Consider the following 23,874-nt stretch of genomic DNA (forward strand, 5'->3'; position numbering starts at 1 on the left):
TCCCCCTGTTGACCTTTACTCTTCATTGAACCAAACGATATTACGTGCTGCCATAATCAGCGCACCCGCAGTAGCTTCGTCTAGTTCATCAATATCACTAATTTCATCTGTGCCTTGCTCGGCCAGTTCTTCAAGGTCGGTAATGCCGCGGCTGGCCAACACATAGGCCACGTGCTTACTCATTCCTTCAAGGCCTAGTAAGGCTTCGGTAGGCTCTGCGCCTTCAAGCGATTCTTCGTTTGCTAATGCACGGGTCGTAAGGAATGCACGTGCACGATTACGCAATTCTTCAACGGTATCTTCATCAAGTCCGTCGATGGCAAGAAGCTCGCTTGCTGGCACGTATGCCACTTCTTCCAAGGTGGTGAAACCTTCATCAACTAACATAGCAGCAAACTCTTCGTCTACATCTAGGCCAGCGGTAAAGATGTTCAATACCTTCGCGTTTTCTTCTTCATGTTTCTTGTTCAGATCTTCTACTGTCATCACGTTCAGTTCCCAACCAGTTAACTGGCTAGCAAGGCGAACGTTTTGACCGCTACGACCGATTGCCTGAGCAAGGTTGTCAGCTTCTACTGCTACATCCATCATGTGACTGTCTTCGTCCACAACAATAGAGGCAACTTCTGCAGGGGCCATGGCGTTAATAACAAACTGTGCAGAGTTTTCATCCCACAATACGATATCAACACGCTCACCACCCAATTCGCCCGATACTGCTTGTACGCGTGAACCACGCATACCCACACACGCACCAACTGGATCTAAGCGTTTGTCGTTAGTTTTAACGGCAATTTTTGCACGGGAACCCGGATCACGAGCCGCCGCTTTAATTTCTAGTGTTTCTTCAGCAATTTCCGGTACTTCAAGTCTGAATAGCTCTACAAGCATGTCAGGGTGAGTACGGCTGATAAACAATTGAGCGCCACGTGCTTCAGGGCGAATTACATATAGTAAGCCGCGAACACGGTCGCCTGGTCTGAACGTTTCACGAGGAAGCATATCGTCACGGTAGATAACACCTTCGGCGTTATTACCTAAATCGATAATAATATTGTCGCGGTTTACTTTCTTAACCGTACCGGTTACCAACTCGCCGACTTTATCTTCGTATTCTGCAATCATTTGCGCGCGTTCAGCTTCACGTACTTTTTGTACGATAACTTGTTTCGCGGTCTGCGTAGTTATGCGGTCAAATTTGATAGATTCAATCTGATCTTCCACATAATCGCCTAATTGAAGCTCAGGCTCTTCTACTTGTGCAGCAGAAAGGGTGATTTCTGCGAACGGGTTCTCTTGTTCCTGATTATCAGGAATAATTAACCAACGACGGAATGTGTCGAAGTCGCCAGAGGTTCTGTCGATACTTACTCGTACTTCAATATCGCCTTCATTTTTCTTTTTGGTGGCACTGGCTATTGCAAATTCCAGCGCTTCAAAAATCTTCTCTCTAGGCACTTGTTTTTCATTTGAAACGGCTTCCGCCACTAACAAAATTTCTTTATTCATTTTAGCCTCACTCAAGCTTTCGTCGATGAAAGCATTGCTGTTCCGTTATTCGAATGTGGGAACAACGTTACCTTTTTCGATATTCGCCACAGCTAACTGGAACTGCTGGCCATCCACTTCAATACTGACTACGCCATTGTCGCAAGCCAATACTTTGCCTATAAAGTTACGTCTGTCGTCCATCGGCATAGATAAACGAACCTGAACAACTTCACCTACAGAATCAACATAATGCTTTTCTTTGAAAAGCGGTCTATCCATACCTGGTGAAGATACTTCTAGGTTGTACTCTGTGCTAATTGGATCTTCAACATCCAATATCGCACTCACTTGATGACTTACATCTGCACAATTATCTACGGAGATACCGTTTTCATGATCAATAAAAACGCGAAGAATTGAATGTTTCCCCGCTCGTACAAATTCGATCCCAACCAATTCAAACCCCAAAGCTTCTACACCTGGGTTAAGCATTTCGGTTAGTTTCTCTTCAAGTTTTGCCAATGCAAACCTCCAAAAACGAAAAAAGGGCCTTAAGCCCACCTGTCATCACCTAGCTCAGCTAGGCTGACTCCAGGGTCTAATACAACAAAAAGCCCCGGACTAGCGGGGCTTTTATTAAAATTCTGAACCCAAATTTGTCAAAAAGACAAATGCAAACACATGGGTAAAAAACACCGGTAGGTGATAGTTTGCTGAGAATGGAAGCGTTACTTTCCTAAACACTGAGGGAGCCCGCTACCATCACTTAATAAGCGCATTATACTGATTGACGTCACATTAAGCAACAACACTCGACTATTAGTTAGTAGCCCATGATTTATAGCACAGACTCTATTAGTCTTTGTCTAGTCTTCGTCTTTCCACTTTTCTTTTATTTCTAATATCTGCGGTAATTTTGCCATCAGCAAATCAATTAGCGCCGGATCGAAATGCTTGCCCTTCTGACTTTCCATAAAGGCTAATGTTTTGTCTACGCTCCATGGCTCTTTATAAGGCCGTTTGCTGGTAAGCGCATCGAATACATCTGCCACGGCACAAATTCTTCCCTCAATAGGAATATCTTCACCTGCTAGTCCGTTCGGGTAGCCACTACCATCCCATTTTTCATGATGAGTCAGTGATACCGACTTGGCTACCACCAACAATGCAGAATCGCATTCCCCTAAAATTTCAGCACCAATTTCAGGGTGGGTCTTCATTATTGCAAACTCTTCGTCTGTCAATTTACCCGGCTTCAACATGATACTATCGGAAATACCAATTTTACCTATATCGTGCATAGGCGCTGCGTGCAGTAATATTTCAGCTTGTTCATCACTAAACCCGTAAGCGAGTGCCAATTCTTTTGAGTAATGACTCATGCGTAATACGTGCATGCCGGTTTCGTTGTCTTTATATTCAGCTGCACGGCCTAAGCGCTGTACCACTTGCAATCGAGTACGCATAAGTTCATCAGACTGCACTAACGACAAATGGGTTTTAACTCTGGCTTTTACCACCGGTGGTGAAATGGGTTTAGTAATATAATCAACTGCCCCAACCTCAAAACCCTCTGCTTCATCGTGCTCATCATTTAACGCAGTAACGAATATAACTGGAATATGACGTGTATCGTCTTGACCTTTTAATATTCTACATACCTCGAAGCCTGTAAGTCCTGGCATCATAATATCTAGCAAAATAAGTTGAGGTTGACGCTGCGAGGTTAATCTAATCGCCTCTTCACCGTTCTTGGCAAAAATGAGTTGGTAGTCTGCAGCTAACAGTTGCTTTAAGACTCTTAAATTTACTGGCTCATCATCAACCAGTAACAAGGTAGGCTTTTCAATAGTTCTAAGCATTATTGCGTTTCAGTCTCTGTGGCCAACGTATCAATAAGCTCGACGAGCTGCGCTTCGGCACGTTCGAACTCAAAATCATCAATATCCATAATAATGGAGGCTATGGTGTCTTTGTATTCACCACCAGCAAGCGCTTTAACTTCTTGTAATTCATCTTCATCAAGCATGTTCTGCTCAACACTCTGTTTCAGTTTAGTTAGGTGCTCTAACAACACAGTGTAGTTAACATCTTGCTTAACGTGCACCGTTTTGGTCTCGTGAGTGCCTTGAAGCCATGTAATCACTTCATTGAATGATTTTTTAAGTATTTGTACTGTTGAAATATCTAATTCACCAGCATGTGCATTTTTCTCAATATCTCGGCAAACTGACATCAGAGGGTTTAAACATAGGTTTCCGGCAACGCCTTTAATGCCGTGAGCCAGCGATGCTGTTTTTGCTGCATCGTTATCGAGAATAGCTGTACTTATTTGCGCAATTTTGGCTTCGTTTTCACGGGTAAATCGCGCCACTTCGTTGCGATGGGTTTGTGCGTCACCCCAAAGCATAATTGCTCGATTTACGTCTACCACTTTACTTAATTTAGGTTTTTCTGATTTATCATTATTAACAACTAATGTGGCTGATTCATCAATTTCTTTGCCCAGCACCCGTGCCATCTCTCGAGTAAGTACGGGGTAATCAATAGGCTTATTCGCAAAGCCATCCATTCCCGCATCGGTTGCGGCATGTCTATCCTGAACTAACACACTGGCTGTTAACGCGATAATTGGCATCGGAGGTAGGCCATGCTCAACCTCATATTTTCGTCTTAGTATTGATGCTTCTAGGCCATCTAATACCGGCATTTGCAAATCCATCAACACCAATTCAATACCGGGGATATTCATTTTTTCCAGTGCTTCTTGGCCATCGCGCGCTACTTCGACGGTATGCCCAGAACGCGATAATAACAAAGACAACAAATCAATATTTTGAGCGATATCATCCACGATAAGAATATGCATTGGTGGCAATTGGACAGGTTTGCCTTCTTCCATTGCCATAGGGGCTTTTGCTGGCACAAGCGGTAAGCGGAAGGTAAAAGTACTACCAACGCCAAGCTCGCTTTGCGCACAAATGTTTCCGCCCATCAATTCAACAAGCTGTTTAGAGATAGTTGTGCCTAAACCTGTGCCGCCATACTTTCTACTCATTGACGCGTCAGCTTGGGCGAATGCGTCGAATACACGATTGACCTGCTCGCTATTCATGCCAATACCCGAGTCTTTTACTTTAAAGTAGACAAAAGAGCTGTCACTGGATACTTCTAACACCACACTGCCATCGCCAGTGAATTTAACAGCATTACCAATTAAGTTATTAAGCACCTGCCTAATACGCTCTGGAACACCATTGTAGGCCTCGCGAACTTCGCTCCCCACTTGTACTTCTAATGAAATTCTCTTGCGCTTGGCTTCAAGCCAAAATGTAGAAATCACGGTATCGACTTCTTCGCGAATTATGAAGTCGCGATAATCTAAATCGAGTTTGCCTTTATCTAACTTAGCGCTATCAAGAATATCGTTTAACAGGTGCAGCAGTGAACGTGCAGAGCGATTTACCGTGGTAAGGTGACCGTGCTGTTCTGGCGGCATTTTTTCTGCAAGCATTAAATCACTGAAACCAATAATGGCATTCATTGGCGTTCTTATTTCATGGCTCATATTGGCAAGAAAGTTTGTGCGAGCAGCGGCAGCCTGCTCTGCTCTTTCTTTTGCCGCTTTAAGTTCTTCTTCCATTTCCCTTCGGGCGGTAATATCAGAAATAAAGCCATCTAAATAAATAGTGTTGCCTTGCTCATCAAGGATATGAACACCATGTTCGGTCACCCACCGAATATCACCCGCTTTATTAATAATACGGTACTCAATACTGAATGCTTTATGGGCAGCCACTTCTGCTTCTACGCGCGCCACATCATCGGGGTGACAAAGGGAACCAAACGTAATTTTAGGGTGTGGCAAAATAAAATCATCTGCGGCATATCCCGTTATCTCGCTTACTGCTTGGCTGATAAACTCCATGGGCCAATTAGGCTCATTCAAACAACGATAAGCCATACCTGGGATATTAGAAATAAAACTCCTGAACTTAGCTTCACTTTCACGCAGCGCATCTTCCATTGCTTTGCGTTTTCTTAAGTCAGAGAAAAAACCAACGAATAAGGCATTACCATCTACCTTGGTATACCCAATCCCAACCCGAACAGGGATATATTCCCCACCTTTACCAACAATGACCACCTCTCGGCTGGTTCCAATTATTTGCTCAGTCGGTACTGATTTTTGTTCAAAGAAATCGCTGCTGTAAATTGATTTTTTGTCATCTGGCGCCAGTATTTTTCCTTGTTGACCAATAAGCTCCTCCGGTGAATATCCTGTCACCGCAGTGACTGCCGGGTTAGCTGTTTTAATAATGCCGGTACTGTCTACTGTAATAATGGCATCTACCGCAATATCCGTAATAGCCCGCTGAATTCGTTCGCTCTCGATAGCACGTGAACTGACATCTTTGTACTTAAACAACAAGGTAATACCCAGCACTAATGCAATGAGCGTAACCGTAACCATTGCAATTGAAAGTGCTAGATAAATTGATATTTCAGAAGGCTGTGAAGTAAACTCCATCCCTGGCGGCATAACAAATCTGGCTGCTAACATTCCCGTGTAATGCATACCTGCTATGGCAAGGCCCATTACAATACTTGCAATTAAAGCATCCCTTCCCAAGCTCGACTTTTTTATCCCCACAGCACTTAGGCCAAAATTGATCCATAGGGCCAGCATCGCGAGGCAAACTGCGACAACAATTGAGAGTATAAATAATGAAGGGCTGTAGCGAAGTAAAGGCGACATTTCCATAGCCGCCATACCGCTGTAGTGCATGGTGCCGATGCCTGACCCCACAAGCACGCCGCCAGTTAATATTTCGGTGAATGAAATGGTAGGCTTTGTCATGAGGTAAAGCGCTACCCAAGCCGCGGCTATGCCCGGTAATGCAGACGCTAAGGTTATCCCTACGTCATAGGAAACGGCGGTGCACAACTCAAAGGCGAGCATACCCAAAAAGTGCATGGCCCATATCCCGCCCCCCATGGCGATACTACCCGCACTGAGTAAGGTGTATTTTCTGAATTTATTAGTAGAAACGGCGGCCTGAGTGGCGACGTTAAATGCCATAAATGACGCAAAAATAGCAATCGTTAACGATAGTGCTACTAAGCCAAAGTCATAACTTCCATCGAGCAAGGTGACCTCTTGCCCTATCGTAAAATATTCTTGAATCATACTACCCAAAAGCGCGCATTTCGAAGCGAAGGAAATTTAAGAATTATCAAATATACCAAGGGTATATTTCTTCTTTTTCTATTATTAGGGTTACTTTTACCATTTTACGTTCACTAATTAAATATGCGCTGTAAATTAAATTGGCCAAGCGTGTGCCGGCAATCCCGCTTAAGAGCCGGGCTTATATATGAGCTTTGGCAATTAAGCGAAAGCTACCACCTTTGGTGCATGCAAAGGCTTTACTGAGAAATTTAGGATGGTCTGTATTGACAACAAAACAGGGGGTTAGCGTGAAGACATATAATGAAGTGAAGTAATTGAGAAATGAAAATCAAGAAGCTGTGCTTTAGAAACAAAAAACCCCGGCATAAGCCAGGGTTATAATGTGGTTGCGGGAGCAGGATTTGAACCTACGACCTTCGGGTTATGAGCCCGACGAGCTACCAGACTGCTCCATCCCGCGTCTGTTCTTTTGAACTACTGCTTGTCTCTATACTTAGACAACTCAGTATTTAAATCGTTTAATTTTCTGTGGTTGCGGGAGCAGGATTTGAACCTACGACCTTCGGGTTATGAGCCCGACGAGCTACCAGACTGCTCCATCCCGCGCCAGAAAATAACGTTGTTGGTTTGAGGTGTTTGATGTCTCCCTTCAACGTGGGGCGTATTATACATACGCACTTTTGTAACACAAGGACTTATTACTTAATTATTTCACTTTTCTGACTGTTCGCTTCATTATTAATCGTTATGTTTAATCGCCAAACAATTTAAGGTCAAAACTTAAACGTTTAGGGTTTAAAGCTTTCCATTTTTGTTGCCAGTTTAAAATCTAATTCGCTTAAACCACCCACATCATGAGTAGTTAATTTCACTTCAACCCGGTTATAAACATTAAACCATTCTGGATGATGCTTTAATTTCTCTGCCCAAATAGCAATTTGTGACATCCAACCAAATGCACGAATGAAACTTTTAAAGGTAAATGTCTTTTCAATAGCATTATCGCTTAATGCCCACCGTTCGTTTTCCTCTAAACCTTCATTTAAAGTTTCAAGGTTGTCTTGAATTTGTTCACGGGTTAATAGCGTACTCATTTAAGCCTCCTTTTTTATAAGTAAACAATGTAAACAATACGCGTTATGAATTCAGCTTTTTAGATAAGAAAGTGATGAAGTAAAAATACAAATATTGGCGAGAATTCTTTACATAAAAAAGCGGCCTAAGCGAATGCGCATTGTCATGAGCACTCAGCATAGGCCGCTGGGTTTATTCAGGCTAAAAAGGTTGAGTGTTAAAACTCTACCGCTAACCGTGCATAAATTTGACGCCCACGGGGGTCATGCACTTTTGAATCAAAACCACTATTGGTAAACAACTGAGGAGGATCTTCATCAAATAAGTTCAATCCGCCTACAGTGACAACATAACTTTGTTCCGTTTCAAATAGCGAACCTAAGTCGATGTTGTACTGAGCATCTACTGTGACATGGCTATCTACTTCGTATAAACCATTTGTACAGGCACCTAAGTTTGTAGTGCCATCTGCGCAGTTTTGGTCATCATCGTACGAAGAAATGTAACGAACAAATAAGTTAGCCGCGTGAATGTCGTTTTTCCACGCAAGACCGAAGTTCATTCTAAGTTCAGGTGAAGAAACCCCGATATTGTTGAAGTTTCTGCGCCCTGCCCCGTCAATATTACCCGCTTGCGGATCCATCAGGTCATATTTCATGGTGTAGGTACCGTTTAAAGACGGCGTGAAACTACCAAACTCAGTGTCAATCTTGTAACTAGTCACAAAATCGATACCCGACGTTTCCATCTCACTTGCATTCACGTAAGTGTTGTTAACTTGTAACACAGGGCCATTTAACGGGTCGCCAGCACGAATAATGCGGTCGGTATCGGTAGGGTCAAGATTTAATACTGCTTGCGCATTTTCCTGAATGATTAAATCTTTGAACTCAAAGTTCCAGTAATCAAGCTCAATAGAGAAATCTCTGAAAGGCTCGTATGAAAAACCAATATTATATGCAGTAGATTCTTCTGGTTTAAGATCTTCGTTACCTGAAGTCCTCACCGCAACAAACGCCGTAGCACCTTGTACTGGGTCAATAAGTTGTTGTAGTGACGTAGCCCCACCTTGTGCTAAGAACACGGTAGGCGCTCTAAACGACGTAGATATCGATCCCCGTAGCGAGAATTCATCAGTTGCACGATACGAAACCGCAAGCTTAGGATCTACTGTGCTACCAATGCTACCGCCGTAGTCTTCATATCGAACGGCGAGTTGCATATCTAAATCTTCACTTAATGGTAAAGCAAGTTCACCAAAGGCAGCCCATACGTCTTGGCTTCCATCAATATCTGGATTACCTATAACGAAGGTGAAGCTGTCTTGGTTAGCCAAATCATCATAATCTTGGCTTAACTGCTCTTCGCGATATTGCACACCTACTGCTAACGCAGCAAACCCACTACTCATTTCAAAGATATCGAATGAAGTAAATGCTTCGAACACTTCAAGATCAGCTTTTGAATCTATGATTTCTGTGCCGGTGAACGAGTCAACTACATAATCAGAGTTAGGTGCTGACGAATAAGCAGTAGCAAAAGGGTTGAAGAATTCACAATTCCCTTCGCCAGGTGTTCCCGCAATAGGATCACATGCCGAGCCACCTAGACCATACAGCGCAAGCTGAAATTCAGTGTTTAATACATCAGGTACTTTGAATAAGAAATCATTCACTGCACGGGTATAACTCACCTCCCAGAAACCGCTGTCAGTCACACCTTGCAAATTGGTGCTGAATCTAAAGGTATCTGATTCTGTGTTTGCTGGATCACCATCGAAGCCATTTCCTTCAGCGCGGCCAAAGAAGGCAACAGACTGACCGAATGGATTTTGAGGGTGGTAATCAGGAACAATCGGTGATGTTAAAATAGGAAAACTTGGCGCTCCGCCACGTTCAGCACGGTTACGCGCCATACTAAGCTCAGCTGTCCATGTAATATCATTAGCAAACTCATAGTCTGCTCTTACATAGGAATTTATTCGACTTTCATCGGCAACATAAGAATAGAACTTACCAAAATCGAAGCCGCAGAAGCCAACCTCTAAGCCTGGAATTGTACCACTTGGAGCAAGCAAGCTTGGTGCACCACCGAATTCCTCACACCCATAAGGGTCGATGATAGGTAATGAGCCAGCGCCTGGAATAGTCACAAAGTATGATGCAGGGTTACCTAACGCACTGGTGTCATCTTCAGGACGACTTAGACGTCGGTCACTTAGAAAGAGCGGTGAACGGTTGGTGTAGCTTATTGCTGCTAGTACACTGCCCTTGTCACCTGTTGCTCCCCATAAACCTTGGAATATGTATTCTTTGTTATCGCCATGGGCGCCGTCTTGATAATCAACACTGACCATCGCACCATCGTAATTACGTTTGGTAATAAAGTTGACCACCCCTGCAACCGCATCAGAACCGTACAAGGCTGATGCACCGTCTTTTACGACTTCCATTCTATCAATGGCAATCATAGGCACGAGTGAACTTGTATCTACGAAATTTAACCCTTCGTTCGTAGGTTGAGCGGTTACCACTTGGCGTTTGTTGTTTAACAATACTAAGGTAGATGCAACACCCAACCCACGTAAGTTAATGTTTGAGGTGCCGGCTGTGGCGTTTTGTGTAAAGGCATCAGGGTTGTTCTCTGCGCCAGTATTAATCGTTAATGTTTGTGTAATATCCGCTATATTTTTAGCACCTATTGAATCGATAGCAACGCTGTCTACTACCGCTAACGGTGAAGGTGACTCAAAGTTCTCACTGCGACGAACAAAGCTCCCTGTAACGAGAATTAACTCTACATCTTTTTTACTTTTAGATTCAGCTTCAACTTCTTCGTTAGCATCTTGCGCATACGCTAAAAAAGGAGAACAAAATAAGGCAGAACTGACTAAGGCAGCTACTGCAGTCTTACGCGTTTTAAATTTCATAGTGTGATTCCAAATCTGGGCGCATCACTACCGGTAAAACCCACACTTTCCGCTAGCAACAGGCTGGACGATTTCTCATTGTTATTGTGAAAGGTCAATGAACAATCTTTGACCTGCAATATTGATGTTAAGCGTCATCACACACTTTGTAAATTTATTGTGAATAATACATTTACATTAATTTTACACATGGTCAGACCACACAAACTTTTGTCTAACACCTATAAAATTCATTTAGTTATTGCGTAGTTATTTCCCACTCTTGTATTTTTTGCTTATCAATTTTTCACCGCCAAAAAAACCGATTTAATTTTCTTTTACAAAACATAAAGTTAAAGAAAAACTATGACGGAATAAATCTTGAATAGACACTGCATATTGTTTGCTAAATGAAAGAGTTCTATGGATTTTCCGAATATTGATGACTTTTACCAACTGATAAACCAGAAGCTTGAGGGTTGGATCGAGAGCGGAATTAAGCACTTACCCAACTTTGTAGTAGCAATATTAATCGCTATTGTTTTCGGAATACTGGCAAAAGTAGTCGGAAATATTGTCGGAAAGGTAATGCGAAGAGCATTCGAGTCTCGACAAATCGCCAAATTACTTACCTCTATTATTAAGTCGCTCATTGTTGTCTTCGGTATTTTCATTGCGCTGGATTTTGTTGGCCTTAAGGGAACGGTTACTTCGTTACTTGCCGGTGCGGGTATTGTGGGTTTGGCCATCGGCTTTGCTTTTCAAGATATGACGGAAAACCTTATTGCGGGAATTGCGATGGGTATTCGTAAACCATTCGAAATCGGTGATGTGGTTAAAGCTGAGGGGGTTTTCGGCACGGTAGAGGAAATTAACCTGCGAAACACCTTGGTATCTACCTTTTACGGGCAACGTGAAATCATTCCCAATAAAATTCTCTTTAGAAATATCTTAACTAATTACTCAGTGGAAGGTATTAGACGTATTGAGGTTCCTGTTGGCATTTCCTATGCCGATGACATTGAAAAAGCCGCCGAAGTCATTACCGACGCTATGAATGAAAAAGACTATGTAATAAAGAAAGACGAAACGGCGGTTTACGCAGCGTCATTTGGTGATTCTAGTATTAATCTATTGCTTTGGTTTTGGATACGATACCCAGGCGACCCCGGCTTTATGGTGGTACGCCATGAAGCGATATGCACTGTTAAACGTGTATTGGAAGAAAACGATATCTTAATTCCCTTCCCTATTCGTACATTGGATTTTAATTCCAAGGGAAGCGATAACCTTAACAATATGCTTGAAAAGCAAGAGGCCACATTAGAAACCGAATCTAGTCCAACTCGCAGTTCTGGCGATCAACCAGATGCGGATGGCGAAGCAAGTGATGAGTAAAGCATCAAAGTAACATTGATTATTAAACCAGGAGATATGCCATGAAAAAGTCAGTTTTGTCGTCATTTTTAACATCGAAATTACTTAGAGGTAGTTTTACTGCCCTGTTGTTTTCATCTGCTGTAGTAGGTATGAATGGCTGTGCAACGGTAGAAGGTGCGGGAGAAGACATTCAAAGCGCTGGTGAAGCGATTGAAGAAGGTGCTGAAGACGCATCTAATTAACTTCACACGAATATTGTATTTAGGCCACGCTGTAGACGCCTATAGTCGTGGCTTACAATACAAATGCTTAATGCCAGTTAACGTCTTTCTATCGCTGGAATTTCAATATAGGCATCTGGATCTGACGCCTTTAACGCTTCCAGTTTACTCTTTCTTTTTGCTCGTTCGTCAATGGTTTCTCCAAAAACCTGTAAGTGTAAGTCAGCGATAAGCGCCTGCCCTTCGCCTTTGCTTATTACCCCAAGAAGCTCGCCTGCATGCATAAACCCTTGCACCCGGTATTTATCTGCATCTACGTTTTTTCCTTCTTTACTTGCGTTGTACAAACTAACAAGCTGAGTAGTACAAGCCTCCAGGAACTTAGTCGTTTCTTCTTCGTTATTCATCGCAGCGCTCCTTACTATTAATTTGTTATTGCCTCTAGATGAGCTTTCAGTTGCCCTTCTTGTAAGCATCCCTTGCCTAGAGTTTACCTATTTAAGTAATAGAAGTGGAATGACTAATTTATCTGTTTTATGTGCATTTCAACTAAAGTTCATTGGTAAGCTTTTAATATCTTACCTACGATTTAGGGAGTGTTAGAAACGTTTTTCTAGGAATACACCATAAAGAGTAGTGAGCACACCATGCGATTACAAATAGCTACAGGATTGATTACAGCCTTGGCATTTGCCCCTACTGTTGCTGCAAAAGGAAATGCTCATCATTGGCAAACGTCACCTCATCATCTTTCCGCCCTTGTAGGCACAACGTATACAGAAGAGTGCGGTAATGCGTTTACCCTAGGTATTGACTATGAATATCGTATTAGCGATTTCTTGGGGCTTGGCTTCGTTGCCGAATATGCATTTGAAGATTTAGACGCCTACACGTATTTACTGGTTGCGGACCTCCACATTACTAACCGCTTTATCGCCCAGATTGGCCCCGGGGTAGAATTTCACGGTAGCCATAAAATGGAAGTTGCACGATTAGGTTTTTATATGAGTTCGAGATATCTGGTATTACGGTCTCGCCGCAACTGCACTATGACTATCATAGAAACCATGAAAGCGCTGTGGTTGCCGGTCTTGCAATTGGTATGTCTTTTTAACGATTTGAAGATGAAAATATAAGAATAAAAGAAAAACCGATTTGCACTAACTTAGTGCATTTGTTTGGCGTTGAATCAAACAACTTCCCAGCTTACTTCTTCGCGGCCTAACACTGACACTCCTTTTAAGTAAAATCACAAACATGCCGCGACTACCCGTGTTGAAAGGCCTATAGTAATAACAATCAACGACTTTGCGGATAATAATAAACCCCGATACTCTTAATTACTCTCTAGATTCAATTGAGTAAACTTGGCTGGAACGTTATTTGCTGCATGTAAGTGTGTATATTCACGCATTGATTTCAAATCGGTCTTAGTGTGAATGACTTCGTCGCGTATTTGTATGTTATTGGTCAAGGGATAGCCATGCCAGAAGTTGACTTTGCAGGCTTACTGTTAGTGCCTGAATTAGTTATCACCTTTACTGTGATAATTGCGAACCTTTTTATGTTCTTAATTAAGCGCATCTTTCTACGAAAGTTTTTGTTGCTTACCGATCGCACCTCACATTTCTACGACTCGTTACTGGCACACTCTTTAAACCTGCCCCTCACCATCCTTATTTTCGTCATCGATATTTGGATTTTAAACTGGCTGTTCGACAAGTACGGTATTGTAAACGCGTCCTATGCGAGCTCAATTTCCCTTGCGTCTAAAATATTACTGATCACTGCCGCTATTCTTTTCTTAAATCGTTTTGCTGTTGGGTTACTTGCCAATCAAACACAGCGCTCAGATTCACTTAGAAGTAGCACGGGCATTATTAAAGGCATAGTGAAAGGCCTTATCGTAGGTATTGGTATATTAATAATGTTGGGTACGTTAGGCATTTCAATTACCCCTATTATCGCGTCGTTAGGTATCACATCGCTTGCCGTTGCGCTTGCCCTTCAACCCACTCTAGAGAACTTCTTTTCAGGGGTACAACTGGTTATGGACAAGCCTATTAGAGTAGGCGACTTCATTGAATTAGAGAGTAAAGAGCAAGGTTTTGTAGAGCGTATTGGTTGGCGCTCCACGTGGATAAAAATGTTACCCAACAACACTATTATTGTACCAAATAGTGTATTAGCTGAATCTAAGATAATTAATTATTTCTACCCGAGTAAAGAGTTATCAGTACCGGTTGATGTAGGTGTACATTATAACTCTGATCTTGAGCACGTAGAGAAAGTCACCCTTGAGGTAGCCAAAGAAATATTGGTTTCCCATGAATGGGGAATTGATGATTACGATACCTTCGTGGTGTACCACACCTTTGATAATTCCAGCATCAATTTCACGGTGATGTTGAGAGCAAAAGAGTACTTCCATCGCTTCTTTATAAAATCAGCATTCATAAAGGCATTACATAAGCGATATGCCGCAGAAGGTATTATTATTCCCTATCCAATACGCGCCATTAATACCGAACAAGAGAGCCCGCGTATTGATGTTCAAACTACCAACATCCCCAACAACGCGGGCGAGCCTCCTAGCCAGTAGAGTACACAGTAAAAATATAGTGTACTCACAGCGAATTTATTACTCGCTAGGTTGCATTACTGCCAACATAAGAAAAGTCCCCACCAGTGCTGGTTTGCCTGACGAGGCCAGCTCGCAGCTTGATTCCATTTTAAATAGTTTACCAGCAGGTTTGTTGACGACTTCTACCAATTTGAAGTGATATTTGATTGCATCGCCTGATTTCACGGGCTCCAAAAAACGTAATGAATCGATACCATAGTTAATGGTTGATGCAATTTCGTCAGATGCAGCAAGTACACCTTCAAAGGCCTTAGGCATAACCGACGCGGTGAGAAAGCCATGCGCAATAGTAGTTCTAAATGGGCTCTCTTTGTTACACCGTTCAGTATCAAGGTGTATCCATTGATAGTCACCCGTAGCTTCAGCAAACTGATTAATCATATCTTGCGAAATGGTGAGCCATTCAGCTTGTTCAAGGGTTTCCCCAACCTCTAAGTCGATGAGTGTTTTCATATTTTTTGACCAATGGTAGTTAATTTAAGACGAACAGTACTATTGATGTATTGAATATTTCAATTAACTTTTAATAATAGGTATTTATAAATAACCTTGTTACAATAAGGTAAAAATAATATTAACCAAAGAATTCGCCAGTTACTTTTTGGTATTTTCATACTGGCACTCGCCAGACAAGGATTGCGCAATGAATCTTAATAGAATTGATTTAAACCTCTTCGCCGTATTCGACGCCATATATACTGCGGGAAGCCTAACAAAAGCAGCTGATGTATTGTGTATTACACAACCTGCGGTGAGTAATTCACTGGCTCGTTTACGGGAAATGCTGAACGACCCATTGTTCGTAAGAACCGGTCATAGCATGACACCCACCCCTGTTGCACAGAATATTATTGTACCTGCGAGACAAGCCTTAGCCTTGTTAAGAAAAAGCGTGCAAGAGAGTCATACGTTTGACCCTTTAACTGCAGAAAAGGCATTTAACTTTGCTAGCAGAGATTTGCTAGAAGTTAGCATAATGCCAAGGCTGGTTTCGCGGTTACAAAACCTAGCGCCCAATATTAGCCTAACTAATTACGAAATTCCTCGTAGTCAGATTGTATCTGCGATGGCCAGCGGTACCTTAGATTTCTTCGCCGATGCGTCCACATTTAGCGATCCGCATTTATGCAAAGAAAAAATAGCGCAAGACAGATTTGTGGTTTTAGCACGAAAGAACCACCCTGCGTTAAAGAACGGTTTAGATTTAGACACCTTTTTACGCTTAGGTCACATTAATGTGTCGCAACGTAAATCAGGTGCCGGCCCTATTGATGTAGCACTAGATAGAATGGGTAAACGCCGTAAAGAAGTTATGCGAAGCCAACACTTTTTAACTGTGCCCAGTACAATTGTGAAAACCGACCTTATAGCTTGTTTGCCATTTCATCTAGCTAAACACTACGACTTAGCCATTTATGAATTACCTTTCGATCTACCTACCGTAGAGTACTTCTTATATTGGCACGTAAGTGCAGATCACGATTACGCCCATATGTGGATGCGTGAGCAGATTATGGAAGTGTCGAGCCACTTTAAAAGCCATTAACGTTTACTCGTTATTCCCTAAGGCACACCTCTTCTTAGTGGTGTGCCTTTTTTTGCGCTTACCCTTTCAACGCCACTTAGATATTAAACTGTATACCTTAGTATTAGACCAAGGCTTTCTAACCTCAAAAATTTTGCGTTTAATAGAACCCAACGAACGAACATACTTTTAAATTAAACCGAGGAATTGACCATGTTGAAAATCGTTAAAACTTCGCTAGTTATCGCAGCAACTCTGGGTGTATCTGGCATGGCGCAAGCCAACGTAAACGAAGCATTAGCAAACATTTGTACTATCGTACAAGCAGATGATAAAGGTGAGCTACGCAAGAAAATGCGTTCTGTAGAATCAGATTATCGCCTTAAACTAAAAGATTATTATTCGGGTGTTAGCTGTAGCGGCAACAGCCTGATACGTACAGCAATGCTGAGCAACGCTGTAGAAGCAGGTTCACTGCTAGTTAAAAAGATGCCAAAGAGTGATTTATCAGCACCAGAAACAGACGGTAAGACGTTGCAAGCATGGGTTGCTGAGAATGGTTTGGAAGGTAACGAAATTGCCACAGTCTTGAGCGGAAGATTATAAGCAGCCCTGAGCGGAAGATTATAAGCAGCCCTGAGCGGACGTTTACAAATAAAAAATTCACATACCATGTGAAAAGATTCAACATGGTTGCAGAGTAATCTGCACTTAAAGAGGCGACCACAAGGTCGCCTCTTTTCTTTGTATCTACTAGACGAGAGCTGGCTCGTTTGGTGCACTTGTTAGCGATTTAGCTATTTCTAAAATAGACTCACCGCTATAAATTCGGCTCAAGTAACCTTGATATACAGGCGTGAAGCCTGCCTCATCGCTTAAATCACCGAAAACACTGGTCACTTTCAAGAAAGACAAAGCATCATCTTGGTAACGTGAAGCAGCATTGTGCAATTCATCAGCAAGTTGATCTTGAATAACGAGCGGCGTACCTTTTTGCGACGTGCGTTTATCTGAATAGAAACTCCACGCTGCAAGTATTAGGGCACTAATATCAACTTTTCCACCATTTGCTAAGTTCTCACGAATGGTAGGTAACAAAAACACAGGAATTTTTGCTGAGCTTTCCAAACAAATTCTGGACAGTGAATCTTTAATGTACGGATTTGCAAATCGTGCTAGTAAAATATTTTTGTAATCGTGAACATCAATACCTGCAACCGGATCTAGGGTTGGCATTACTTCATCTACCATGAAGGTTGCTAGCAGAGAACGAAGTTCCGTTTGGGCTACACTTTCATGAATTGTATCAAGCCCGGCAAGTGAACCCGTTAACCCCAACACAGAGTGACCCGCGTTTAGCATTCTTAGCTTCAATTTTTCATAAGGTGCCACATTGTCTACAAACTGTGCACCAACATCTTCAAACGCTGGGCGTTCATTGCAAAATTTATCAGCAATAATCCATTGATCGAACGGTTCGCATACTACAGGCCAGCTGTCTTCAATACCTGATTCAACTAATGCCGCTTTGTCTTCATCAGTCGTTGCGGGAGTAATGCGATCGACCATTGAATTAGGAAAGCTTACGTTTTCCTCAACCCAATTAGCAAAATCGGTATCCGCAAGACGAACATAAGACAACAACATGGCTTTGAGTACATCACCATTATGTTGAATGTTATCGCACGACATCACCGTAAAAGGTGCGATGCCCATTTCTTTACGCTTTTTAAGTGCTGCCGTTAAATAGCCAAACACTAATTTTGGCGATTCTGGATTGGCTAAATCGTGCTGAACGTCAGGATTTTGTGCAATAAATTCGCCGGTAGTGGGTTAAGTTTTGGAAATGTGCCCAATAACGAGTGTAACCAATACGCGGGAAGATGACGTGTTCAGCGAATACAATACCGCCAACAGGAACTACTAATAATCCAGCATAGGTTAATAAGGGAAGCAGTTTAGTAAATACGAATGGGAAACACGCGATAACAACGGTAACCATGCCTACTGTGGCGGTGGTTTTAATTCGAGATTTATCTTTAAAAATAGCTTGAGCTGCTAAGCCCGCGCGGTACAAGTTAGCATTCGCGGTTGTCCAACCAGCAACAATAACAATGACCAACCCTGATAGACCTAATGCGTGGAAGGCGACATCACCTGGGTCTAATTCTGTAATAGATTTTTGGACGATAATAGCAGTACCTGCCCCCATAATACCTGCAGAAATCCATGCCACATAGTGACCGAAAAGCATACCAGCAGAAGTAGTAAGGCCGTAAACTTTACGTTTAGCAAAACGAAGCATAGCCATATCAATCAAACCAAAATGGGTGATTGTATTTGCTGCCCAAGAGAAGCCAATAACTTCGAGTAAGCCAATACCCTGTTCACCAGAGGGGGTTAAACCAGTCCATACCGACACAGATCCTATGTGCATGAAGTCAGCCCAACTTGTTAAGAATGTTTGACCAATTACTGCATCAGCCAATGCTGGCATTAGCACTAATGGACCACACACAAACATAGTGAATAACCAAGGTGCGCAAATACGAGAAAAATCAGACACCGCATTGAAGCCGTACATGGCGACAAACACCACGATGACGCCAACCGCTGCAACAACACCTACAAACGCCAGGTTCGTTGGATACCAATCAAGTTGGGCGGGAATATTCAATGCGAACCTGACCGCCGTAGCAGATACGGTTATCATTGCGGCAGATATAACGGTAAATATGATGACGTTGGCCCAGTTATAGAGCTTGGTCATCGAATCACCCGCAATTTTATGCAAGTAAGTATATAAACTTAGGCGTGTATCTACGGCGATGGGCGTAGTGATTAGCGTCCAACTAAGTACCGCTAATATATTACCGATAAGTAAACCAAACAGAATGTCGGTCATGGTTGCGCCTAAGGCAACAAAGGTAGCACCAAACACAAACTCGGTGGCTGCAACGTGCTCACCAGCATAAAGTCCCATGAAGTGCTTCCAGCCCTTCAATTGGTGTTTTGCAACTGGGAGTTGCTCGTCACCTATCTGTGCAATGTCGCCATTGCTTGAATCTGTTTTCATTTTCTATCTCGCTACTTTATTCACCGCTTTGGTATGTCCAAAGTGCATTTTACTGCTAGCTACCAAAACTACACTTGTTATGAATATTATTATCAGTACGTTAACACTCATAAAACGACGCCTTCACCCAAAACATAATTGGAAATTTTTAGGTTTGGCTCAGTAACCGTTAACCCAAATGGGCATTTGCCACAGCTGTGAGTTATTTCTCACGGGCAATACTTACATATCGATGTTTAAATGTAAACGGAATTAACAAGCCTAACGTTATAATTCGGTTAACAAGTTAATTTGTATCCAATAAATGTTATTACTTGTAGGTTCATTTTTGTTTGAATTTAACTGTTATTACTGTGCCTATAGGGGGCTTGTTGACTTAAAAACTCGGTAAGGGCACGATATGTTATGCGTAAGTAAAATAAGTATTTTGAAGTGATACGGCCTGGCAGCCTGTTTAATACTCTTTCGTCATTTACCTCAATGGAAGTATTCTACTGACAAAATGGTGAGAAATGATGAAGAATAGCCTGAAGAGGCGTTTTTTCCCCCAGTTGTAGCGTGTTAACCCAAAGGGCTTTCCCTTCATTTTACTCATAGAGCTAAATAGCTTAATTAGGTAAACTTGAATTGGTTTATTCTCGGGCTTGTACGTAAAATTGCTTCTTAATGGAGTACATGCGTATCTGGAATGCATTAAGGAATTACATGACAATTGAAAGCAGCCTTGTCATTTTCGACTGTGATGGCGTGTTAATTGATAGTGAAATGTTGTCGATGCAAAGCTGGCAGCGCTTACTTGAGACTTATGGAGTGTCGATTAACGCGGAATATTTTATCAGCAAATTTCTTGGCAAAAGTATGCAACATGTTGAACAACAAATTCATCATGATTTTGGCCTGACTGTCACCACTCAAATTAAAGATGAATTTCATATTTTGCTGAAGCGAAGCTTTGCTAAAAATTTGATGCCTACGCTGGGCATTGAAAGCCTACTATCTAGGCTAACGGTTCCCTATTGTCTTGCTACTAGCAGTTCGCCCGAGCGCACAGAGTACGCCTTATCTTGTACTGGTTTAAGCCAGTATTTCACTGGCAATATATTTACACGCTCTTTAGTAAAAAATGGGAAGCCAGCCCCCGATCTTTTTTTATACGCGGCTGAAAAAATGGGTGTTGCGCCTAAACAATGTATTGTTATTGAAGACTCCCCTGCGGGCATTGAGGCTGGTATTGCCGCAAACATGCAGGTTATTCATTACACGGGGGGGAGTCATTTAAAGGATATGCCAACAAACCACACGACAACCATTTCCCATTGGGATAACTTTATACAAGCCTACCCTAAGTTGGTATCTGATTGATGGAACAAGAATAAATGAGTAAAAAACAACAACTAGAAAATCAACGTCTCGACGAAGCCGCTCGTGCTGGCTGGCTTTATTATGTAGGCGGTAAGACACAAGACGAAATTGCGAAACGTTTAAATACTTCTCGACAAAGTGCCCAGCGCTTAGTGGCGCTGGCCATGTCTGAAGGGCTCGTGAAGGTGCGACTCGAGCACCCTATTGCCCGTTGCATGGAGTTAGCTGAAACTATTCAACAGCGCTTCGGTTTGCAATTTTGTGAAGTCGTGCCCTCTGTGGTTGGCGACGAAAACTCTACCTTAGGCTTGGGGCAAGCAGGAGCCAGTGCCATAGAGCGCTCGCTTAAATCTGACTCACCACAAACAATTGCATTTGGTACTGGCCGCGTTTTACGCGCGTGTGCTGACGAACTAGCATTAATGAACTGCCCGCAGCACAAAATTGTGTCTTTGGTAGGGAATATTGCCAACAATGGTGAAGCCACCCGCTATGATGTTGCAGTACACATTGCCGATAGAGTAAAGGCCCAACATTACCCCATGCCACTGCCTGTTATTGCGGGTTCTGAAATTGAACGCGAGCAACTGCATCAACAAGCTCACATTGCGCGAATTCACAAACTGGCTCGACAAGCAGACATTACTTTTGTAGGCATTGGTAATTTAGGCAACACATCGCCACTGCATGTTGATGGCTTCATTAACGATAACGAAACGCAAAGCTTGTCGTCTATGGGGGCCACTGGAGAGGTCATCGGATGGGTTTACAATCGTGAAGGCGCTATTGTGGATTGCGAAGTAAATCGAAGAGTAACCAGTAGCAAATTAACCCTAGCGTCTGATAAGCCAGTTGTGGGTATTGCGGCAGGTATGAATAAGAAAGACGCTATTTTAGGCGCGTTGCGATCTAAACTTATCAATTCACTCATTACCAATGAAACCACTGCCCAAGCCTTACTCAGTAGCTAACGGGGCTTTTCAGTAACGCGTAGATGAGTAATCGGATTGGTTATTTATCTACGCCTTTTATTATTTTGATTCAATACTGCAGTTCAATAGCCCCCCCTCTTGTTCATTAAAAAGTAGACTTGCCCATAACGTTGCTTGTCATCCAACAAAATTCAAATAAAGCGTGAAAAATAGTAATTTTGAGCTTTCTGAGCTGACAAAATTTTCGTTGAATTACCCTTTCAAGTTTATTTTTTCGCTTATCTGGTGATAAATTGAAGTAGTTCGACTATTTCAAATTTTTCTTATACTTTAGCTTGGCACCTTGTAAATAAAGGGCTAGAACCCAACTCCCATCCCACAACTTTGGTATAAGGTATACTTTGGGATACCCTGTTATTTGCTTGCATGTTTTCTGACCTGCCCATTTGGTTTTTAATTATTCCCGAACCGAACAGACAAACTTTAAATTAAATATTAAATACGAAAGGAAATTAACCATGTTGAAAATTGTTAAAACTTCTTTAGTTATCGCAGCATCTACTCTAGCTTTCTCTAACGCAGCACAAGCCGATGTAAACGAAGCGCTAGCCAACATCTGTACTATCGTTCAAGCAGACGATAAAGGCGAATTACGTAAAAAGATGCGTCGTGTACAATCAGATTTCAAATTAAAATTACATGATTACTACTCAGGTATTTCGTGTAACGGCAACAGCCTAATCCGTACTGCTATCGTAAACAACGCGGTAGATGTAGGTACACTTTTGGTTAAGAAAATGCCAAGTCGTGAACTACAAAACCCAGAAGCAGACGGTAAAACACTTCAAGCGTGGATTGCTGAGCAAGGTCTTCAATCAAGCCCTATCTCTAGCGAGCTTAACGAACGTATCTAGTTTTAAGATACTTCGCACCATGTAAAGATACAGCAGTTCAACATGGTAACGGCAGGATGCCGTGCTTGTGGCCCCGAGAGGGGCCACGCCCCTTTTCCCATATCGCTTTTCTCACACTTTCTTAAATAATCCTACGTTGCAAAATCAGTTATTTCTTTTGCCGCCCAATTCGCTTGCTCTCTGTGAACCCAATGTGTTGCCGTATCGTGATACACAATTCGTAGGTCGGGAACGTACACTGTTAAACCATTCAAGATACCTTCATCAAACGCATCATCTAAACGCCCCCATAATACCAATGTAGGTAAAGTGACGCGTAGAACCGGTACGCGTAAGCGTGACAATTCTGTTTCAGGTGCGTGCTCATCGGGTGCCATTTGTGGCATTTCTCGGTAATAGTTCAGCATGGCTGACAATGTTGGAGTATTGCGCCAACTACGAAGTAGTCTTTGCCCGTAGCTATCTGGGCTAGCTTTATGATCTTTATTTTTGGGCATGGCGCTTTTGGACATCGCGTTTTTGGGCATGTCTCCGTCAAACAGAGCAGAGCCGAGCATCCCCTTAAGCAACGCAAAATCGGTCTGCTTTAAAACTGCCTCTGCATCGTCTGCCACTAGCGATTTTATGTATTCACTTTTCTTGCGCTGAGCGCGACTGGTTTTAAGCGCTTGGGTGAAAGTGCTTGGGTGCGCGGCATTTAAAATAACCAGCTTAGTAAACAAATTAGGTTGAAAAGCTGCTAGCGGCCAAGCTATCGCCCCACCCCAATCATGACCCACCAATATCGCTTTTCGACCTTGGCTTACCGTTTGAACAAATTCCCCCATACGAGAAACCAGCGAAGGAACTTGGTAATCGCTGCTATCTTTTAATGGCTCTGATTGATGGTAACCCGGTAAATCAGGCGCAATAACATGATAATTTGCTGGCAAGGCGTCTATGAGCGCTTCCCAAGCATGGGCATTTTCAGGAAATCCATGAAACAAAATGAGTAACGGGCTATCTGAGCTTTGCCCTTTTCTTTCTAGATAATAAATAGAGTGACGTTGAATAGAAATGGTGTGAGATGTTACTGCGTTTAGTGGCATACCTAGCCTTTCGCAAAACGGTAAAAAGAAAAATGCCGAGCAGGTGCTCGGCATTTCATTACATA

General features: G+C 42.5%; 19 protein-coding genes, 2 tRNA genes and 2 pseudogenes. 9 read left to right on the forward strand and 14 right to left on the reverse strand.

Annotation, left to right across the window (positions count from 1 at the left end; translation table 11 throughout):
* Positions 1–15 precede the first annotated feature (15 nt).
* The 8 genes from nusA to J5X92_RS05050 all read right to left on the reverse strand — a co-directional run bounded on the left by nusA (position 16) and on the right by J5X92_RS05050 (position 10,688).
* A complete protein-coding gene (gene nusA, locus J5X92_RS05015) occupies positions 16–1,509 on the reverse strand; it encodes a transcription termination factor NusA (protein WP_126872773.1) in 1,494 nt (497 codons plus the stop codon).
* A gap of 45 nt (positions 1,510–1,554) precedes the next feature.
* Positions 1,555–2,013, reverse strand: a complete 459-nt coding sequence (rimP, locus tag J5X92_RS05020) for a ribosome maturation factor RimP (RefSeq protein ID WP_126872772.1) — start codon at positions 2,011–2,013, stop codon at positions 1,555–1,557.
* 344 nt (positions 2,014–2,357) lie between these two features.
* Positions 2,358–3,353, reverse strand: a complete 996-nt coding sequence (locus J5X92_RS05025; RefSeq protein ID WP_061997666.1) for a two-component system response regulator — start codon at positions 3,351–3,353, stop codon at positions 2,358–2,360.
* Positions 3,353–6,682 (reverse strand): MHYT domain-containing protein, encoded by a 3,330-nt coding sequence (locus J5X92_RS05030; protein WP_208804861.1) that lies wholly within the window; start codon positions 6,680–6,682, stop codon positions 3,353–3,355. The genes J5X92_RS05025 and J5X92_RS05030 overlap by 1 nt, the downstream gene beginning before the upstream one ends.
* A 386-nt stretch (positions 6,683–7,068) precedes the next feature.
* Positions 7,069–7,145 (reverse strand) — tRNA-Met (locus J5X92_RS05035).
* A 69-nt stretch (positions 7,146–7,214) separates the two neighbouring features.
* Positions 7,215–7,291 (reverse strand) — tRNA-Met (locus tag J5X92_RS05040).
* Positions 7,292–7,473: 182 nt separating this feature from the next.
* The gene (locus tag J5X92_RS05045) at positions 7,474–7,779 is read right to left on the reverse strand and encodes a 4a-hydroxytetrahydrobiopterin dehydratase (RefSeq protein ID WP_013783808.1); all 306 of its coding nucleotides are present in this window, start codon (positions 7,777–7,779) and stop codon (positions 7,474–7,476) included.
* Between the two features lie 197 nt (positions 7,780–7,976).
* Positions 7,977–10,688: a TonB-dependent receptor gene (locus tag J5X92_RS05050; RefSeq protein WP_208804863.1), complete on the reverse strand. Its 2,712-nt coding sequence runs from the start codon at positions 10,686–10,688 to the stop codon at positions 7,977–7,979.
* A gap of 402 nt (positions 10,689–11,090) precedes the next feature.
* On the opposite strand from J5X92_RS05050, the gene J5X92_RS05055 reads away from it, so the two are divergent.
* Both J5X92_RS05055 and J5X92_RS05060 read left to right on the forward strand, forming a co-directional pair.
* Positions 11,091–12,065, forward strand: coding sequence for a mechanosensitive ion channel (locus J5X92_RS05055; protein ID WP_208804865.1), 975 nt, complete (start codon positions 11,091–11,093; stop codon positions 12,063–12,065).
* Between the two features lie 41 nt (positions 12,066–12,106).
* A complete protein-coding gene (locus tag J5X92_RS05060; protein WP_057791438.1) occupies positions 12,107–12,289 on the forward strand; it encodes an entericidin A/B family lipoprotein in 183 nt (60 codons plus the stop codon).
* A 77-nt stretch (positions 12,290–12,366) separates the two neighbouring features.
* On the opposite strand, the gene J5X92_RS05065 is transcribed toward J5X92_RS05060, so the two are convergent.
* Positions 12,367–12,675 carry a hypothetical protein gene (locus J5X92_RS05065; RefSeq protein ID WP_057791435.1) on the reverse strand — a complete coding sequence of 103 codons (309 nt, stop codon included), beginning with the start codon at positions 12,673–12,675 and terminating at the stop codon, positions 12,367–12,369.
* 240 nt (positions 12,676–12,915) lie between these two features.
* On the opposite strand from J5X92_RS05065, the gene J5X92_RS05070 reads away from it, so the two are divergent.
* Both J5X92_RS05070 and J5X92_RS05075 read left to right on the forward strand, forming a co-directional pair.
* Positions 12,916–13,404: a hypothetical protein gene (locus tag J5X92_RS05070; RefSeq protein ID WP_244360248.1), complete on the forward strand. Its 489-nt coding sequence runs from the start codon at positions 12,916–12,918 to the stop codon at positions 13,402–13,404.
* A 347-nt stretch (positions 13,405–13,751) separates the two neighbouring features.
* Positions 13,752–14,870 carry a mechanosensitive ion channel family protein gene (locus tag J5X92_RS05075; RefSeq protein WP_197467658.1) on the forward strand — a complete coding sequence of 373 codons (1,119 nt, stop codon included), beginning with the start codon at positions 13,752–13,754 and terminating at the stop codon, positions 14,868–14,870.
* 39 nt (positions 14,871–14,909) lie between these two features.
* Here J5X92_RS05075 and J5X92_RS05080 read toward each other — a convergent pair whose 3' ends face one another.
* Complete coding sequence (locus J5X92_RS05080; protein ID WP_013783801.1) at positions 14,910–15,365, reverse strand: MaoC family dehydratase; 456 nt, start codon at positions 15,363–15,365, stop codon at positions 14,910–14,912.
* A gap of 190 nt (positions 15,366–15,555) precedes the next feature.
* Between J5X92_RS05080 and J5X92_RS05085 the strand changes: the two genes are divergently transcribed.
* Both J5X92_RS05085 and J5X92_RS05090 read left to right on the forward strand, forming a co-directional pair.
* The gene (locus tag J5X92_RS05085) at positions 15,556–16,458 is read left to right on the forward strand and encodes a LysR family transcriptional regulator (RefSeq protein ID WP_013783800.1); all 903 of its coding nucleotides are present in this window, start codon (positions 15,556–15,558) and stop codon (positions 16,456–16,458) included.
* 192 nt (positions 16,459–16,650) lie between these two features.
* Positions 16,651–17,043 carry a DUF3718 domain-containing protein gene (locus J5X92_RS05090; protein WP_013783799.1) on the forward strand — a complete coding sequence of 131 codons (393 nt, stop codon included), beginning with the start codon at positions 16,651–16,653 and terminating at the stop codon, positions 17,041–17,043.
* Positions 17,044–17,190: 147 nt separating this feature from the next.
* Here J5X92_RS05090 and J5X92_RS05095 read toward each other — a convergent pair whose 3' ends face one another.
* The 3 genes and pseudogenes from J5X92_RS05095 to J5X92_RS05100 form a co-directional block, all read right to left on the reverse strand.
* A complete protein-coding gene (locus J5X92_RS05095; protein WP_244360250.1) occupies positions 17,191–18,153 on the reverse strand; it encodes a mannitol dehydrogenase family protein in 963 nt (320 codons plus the stop codon).
* A gap of 18 nt (positions 18,154–18,171) precedes the next feature.
* Positions 18,172–18,252 (reverse strand): annotated as a pseudogene (locus J5X92_RS21390) (hypothetical protein); the annotation flags it as partial.
* A 13-nt stretch (positions 18,253–18,265) separates the two neighbouring features.
* A pseudogene (locus J5X92_RS05100) lies at positions 18,266–19,513 on the reverse strand (hypothetical protein); the annotation flags it as partial.
* A gap of 705 nt (positions 19,514–20,218) precedes the next feature.
* Between J5X92_RS05100 and J5X92_RS05105 the strand changes: the two are divergent.
* The 3 genes from J5X92_RS05105 to J5X92_RS05115 all read left to right on the forward strand — a co-directional run bounded on the left by J5X92_RS05105 (position 20,219) and on the right by J5X92_RS05115 (position 22,721).
* Entirely contained in the window at positions 20,219–20,875 is a 657-nt protein-coding gene (locus tag J5X92_RS05105) for an HAD family hydrolase (protein WP_013783796.1), read from the forward strand.
* 14 nt (positions 20,876–20,889) lie between these two features.
* The gene (locus tag J5X92_RS05110; RefSeq protein WP_208804867.1) at positions 20,890–21,846 is read left to right on the forward strand and encodes a sugar-binding transcriptional regulator; all 957 of its coding nucleotides are present in this window, start codon (positions 20,890–20,892) and stop codon (positions 21,844–21,846) included.
* Positions 21,847–22,325: 479 nt separating this feature from the next.
* Entirely contained in the window at positions 22,326–22,721 is a 396-nt protein-coding gene (locus J5X92_RS05115) for a DUF3718 domain-containing protein (RefSeq protein WP_013783794.1), read from the forward strand.
* A gap of 131 nt (positions 22,722–22,852) precedes the next feature.
* Here the strand turns inward: J5X92_RS05115 and J5X92_RS05120 are convergent, their stop codons facing one another.
* On the reverse strand, positions 22,853–23,809 hold the full coding sequence (locus J5X92_RS05120) for an alpha/beta hydrolase (RefSeq protein WP_208804869.1): 957 nt from the start codon (positions 23,807–23,809) through the stop codon (positions 22,853–22,855).
* Between the last annotated feature and the right edge of the window lie 65 nt (positions 23,810–23,874).

The organism is Alteromonas sp. K632G (assembly GCF_017653625.1).
Lineage (GTDB): Bacteria > Pseudomonadota > Gammaproteobacteria > Enterobacterales > Alteromonadaceae > Alteromonas > Alteromonas naphthalenivorans.

Bases quoted from the DNA above. Each gene is read 5' to 3' on its own strand.
- nusA (WP_126872773.1), bottom strand. From the start codon at position 1,509: ATGAATAAAGAAATTTTGTTAGTGGCGGAAGCCGTTTCAAATGAAAAA.
- J5X92_RS05025 (WP_061997666.1), bottom strand. From the start codon at position 3,353: ATGCTTAGAACTATTGAAAAGCCTACCTTGTTACTGGTTGATGATGAG.
- J5X92_RS05030 (WP_208804861.1), bottom strand. From the start codon at position 6,682: ATGATTCAAGAATATTTTACGATAGGGCAAGAGGTCACCTTGCTCGAT.
- J5X92_RS05045 (WP_013783808.1), bottom strand. From the start codon at position 7,779: ATGAGTACGCTATTAACCCGTGAACAAATTCAAGACAACCTTGAAACT.
- J5X92_RS05050 (WP_208804863.1), bottom strand. From the start codon at position 10,688: ATGAAATTTAAAACGCGTAAGACTGCAGTAGCTGCCTTAGTCAGTTCT.
- J5X92_RS05055 (WP_208804865.1), top strand. From the start codon at position 11,091: ATGGATTTTCCGAATATTGATGACTTTTACCAACTGATAAACCAGAAG.
- J5X92_RS05060 (WP_057791438.1), top strand. From the start codon at position 12,107: ATGAAAAAGTCAGTTTTGTCGTCATTTTTAACATCGAAATTACTTAGA.
- J5X92_RS05065 (WP_057791435.1), bottom strand. From the start codon at position 12,675: ATGAATAACGAAGAAGAAACGACTAAGTTCCTGGAGGCTTGTACTACT.
- J5X92_RS05070 (WP_244360248.1), top strand. From the start codon at position 12,916: ATGCGATTACAAATAGCTACAGGATTGATTACAGCCTTGGCATTTGCC.
- J5X92_RS05075 (WP_197467658.1), top strand. From the start codon at position 13,752: ATGCCAGAAGTTGACTTTGCAGGCTTACTGTTAGTGCCTGAATTAGTT.
- J5X92_RS05080 (WP_013783801.1), bottom strand. From the start codon at position 15,365: ATGAAAACACTCATCGACTTAGAGGTTGGGGAAACCCTTGAACAAGCT.
- J5X92_RS05085 (WP_013783800.1), top strand. From the start codon at position 15,556: ATGAATCTTAATAGAATTGATTTAAACCTCTTCGCCGTATTCGACGCC.
- J5X92_RS05090 (WP_013783799.1), top strand. From the start codon at position 16,651: ATGTTGAAAATCGTTAAAACTTCGCTAGTTATCGCAGCAACTCTGGGT.
- J5X92_RS05095 (WP_244360250.1), bottom strand. From the start codon at position 18,153: ATGGGCATCGCACCTTTTACGGTGATGTCGTGCGATAACATTCAACAT.
- J5X92_RS05105 (WP_013783796.1), top strand. From the start codon at position 20,219: ATGACAATTGAAAGCAGCCTTGTCATTTTCGACTGTGATGGCGTGTTA.
- J5X92_RS05110 (WP_208804867.1), top strand. From the start codon at position 20,890: ATGAGTAAAAAACAACAACTAGAAAATCAACGTCTCGACGAAGCCGCT.
- J5X92_RS05115 (WP_013783794.1), top strand. From the start codon at position 22,326: ATGTTGAAAATTGTTAAAACTTCTTTAGTTATCGCAGCATCTACTCTA.
- J5X92_RS05120 (WP_208804869.1), bottom strand. From the start codon at position 23,809: ATGCCACTAAACGCAGTAACATCTCACACCATTTCTATTCAACGTCAC.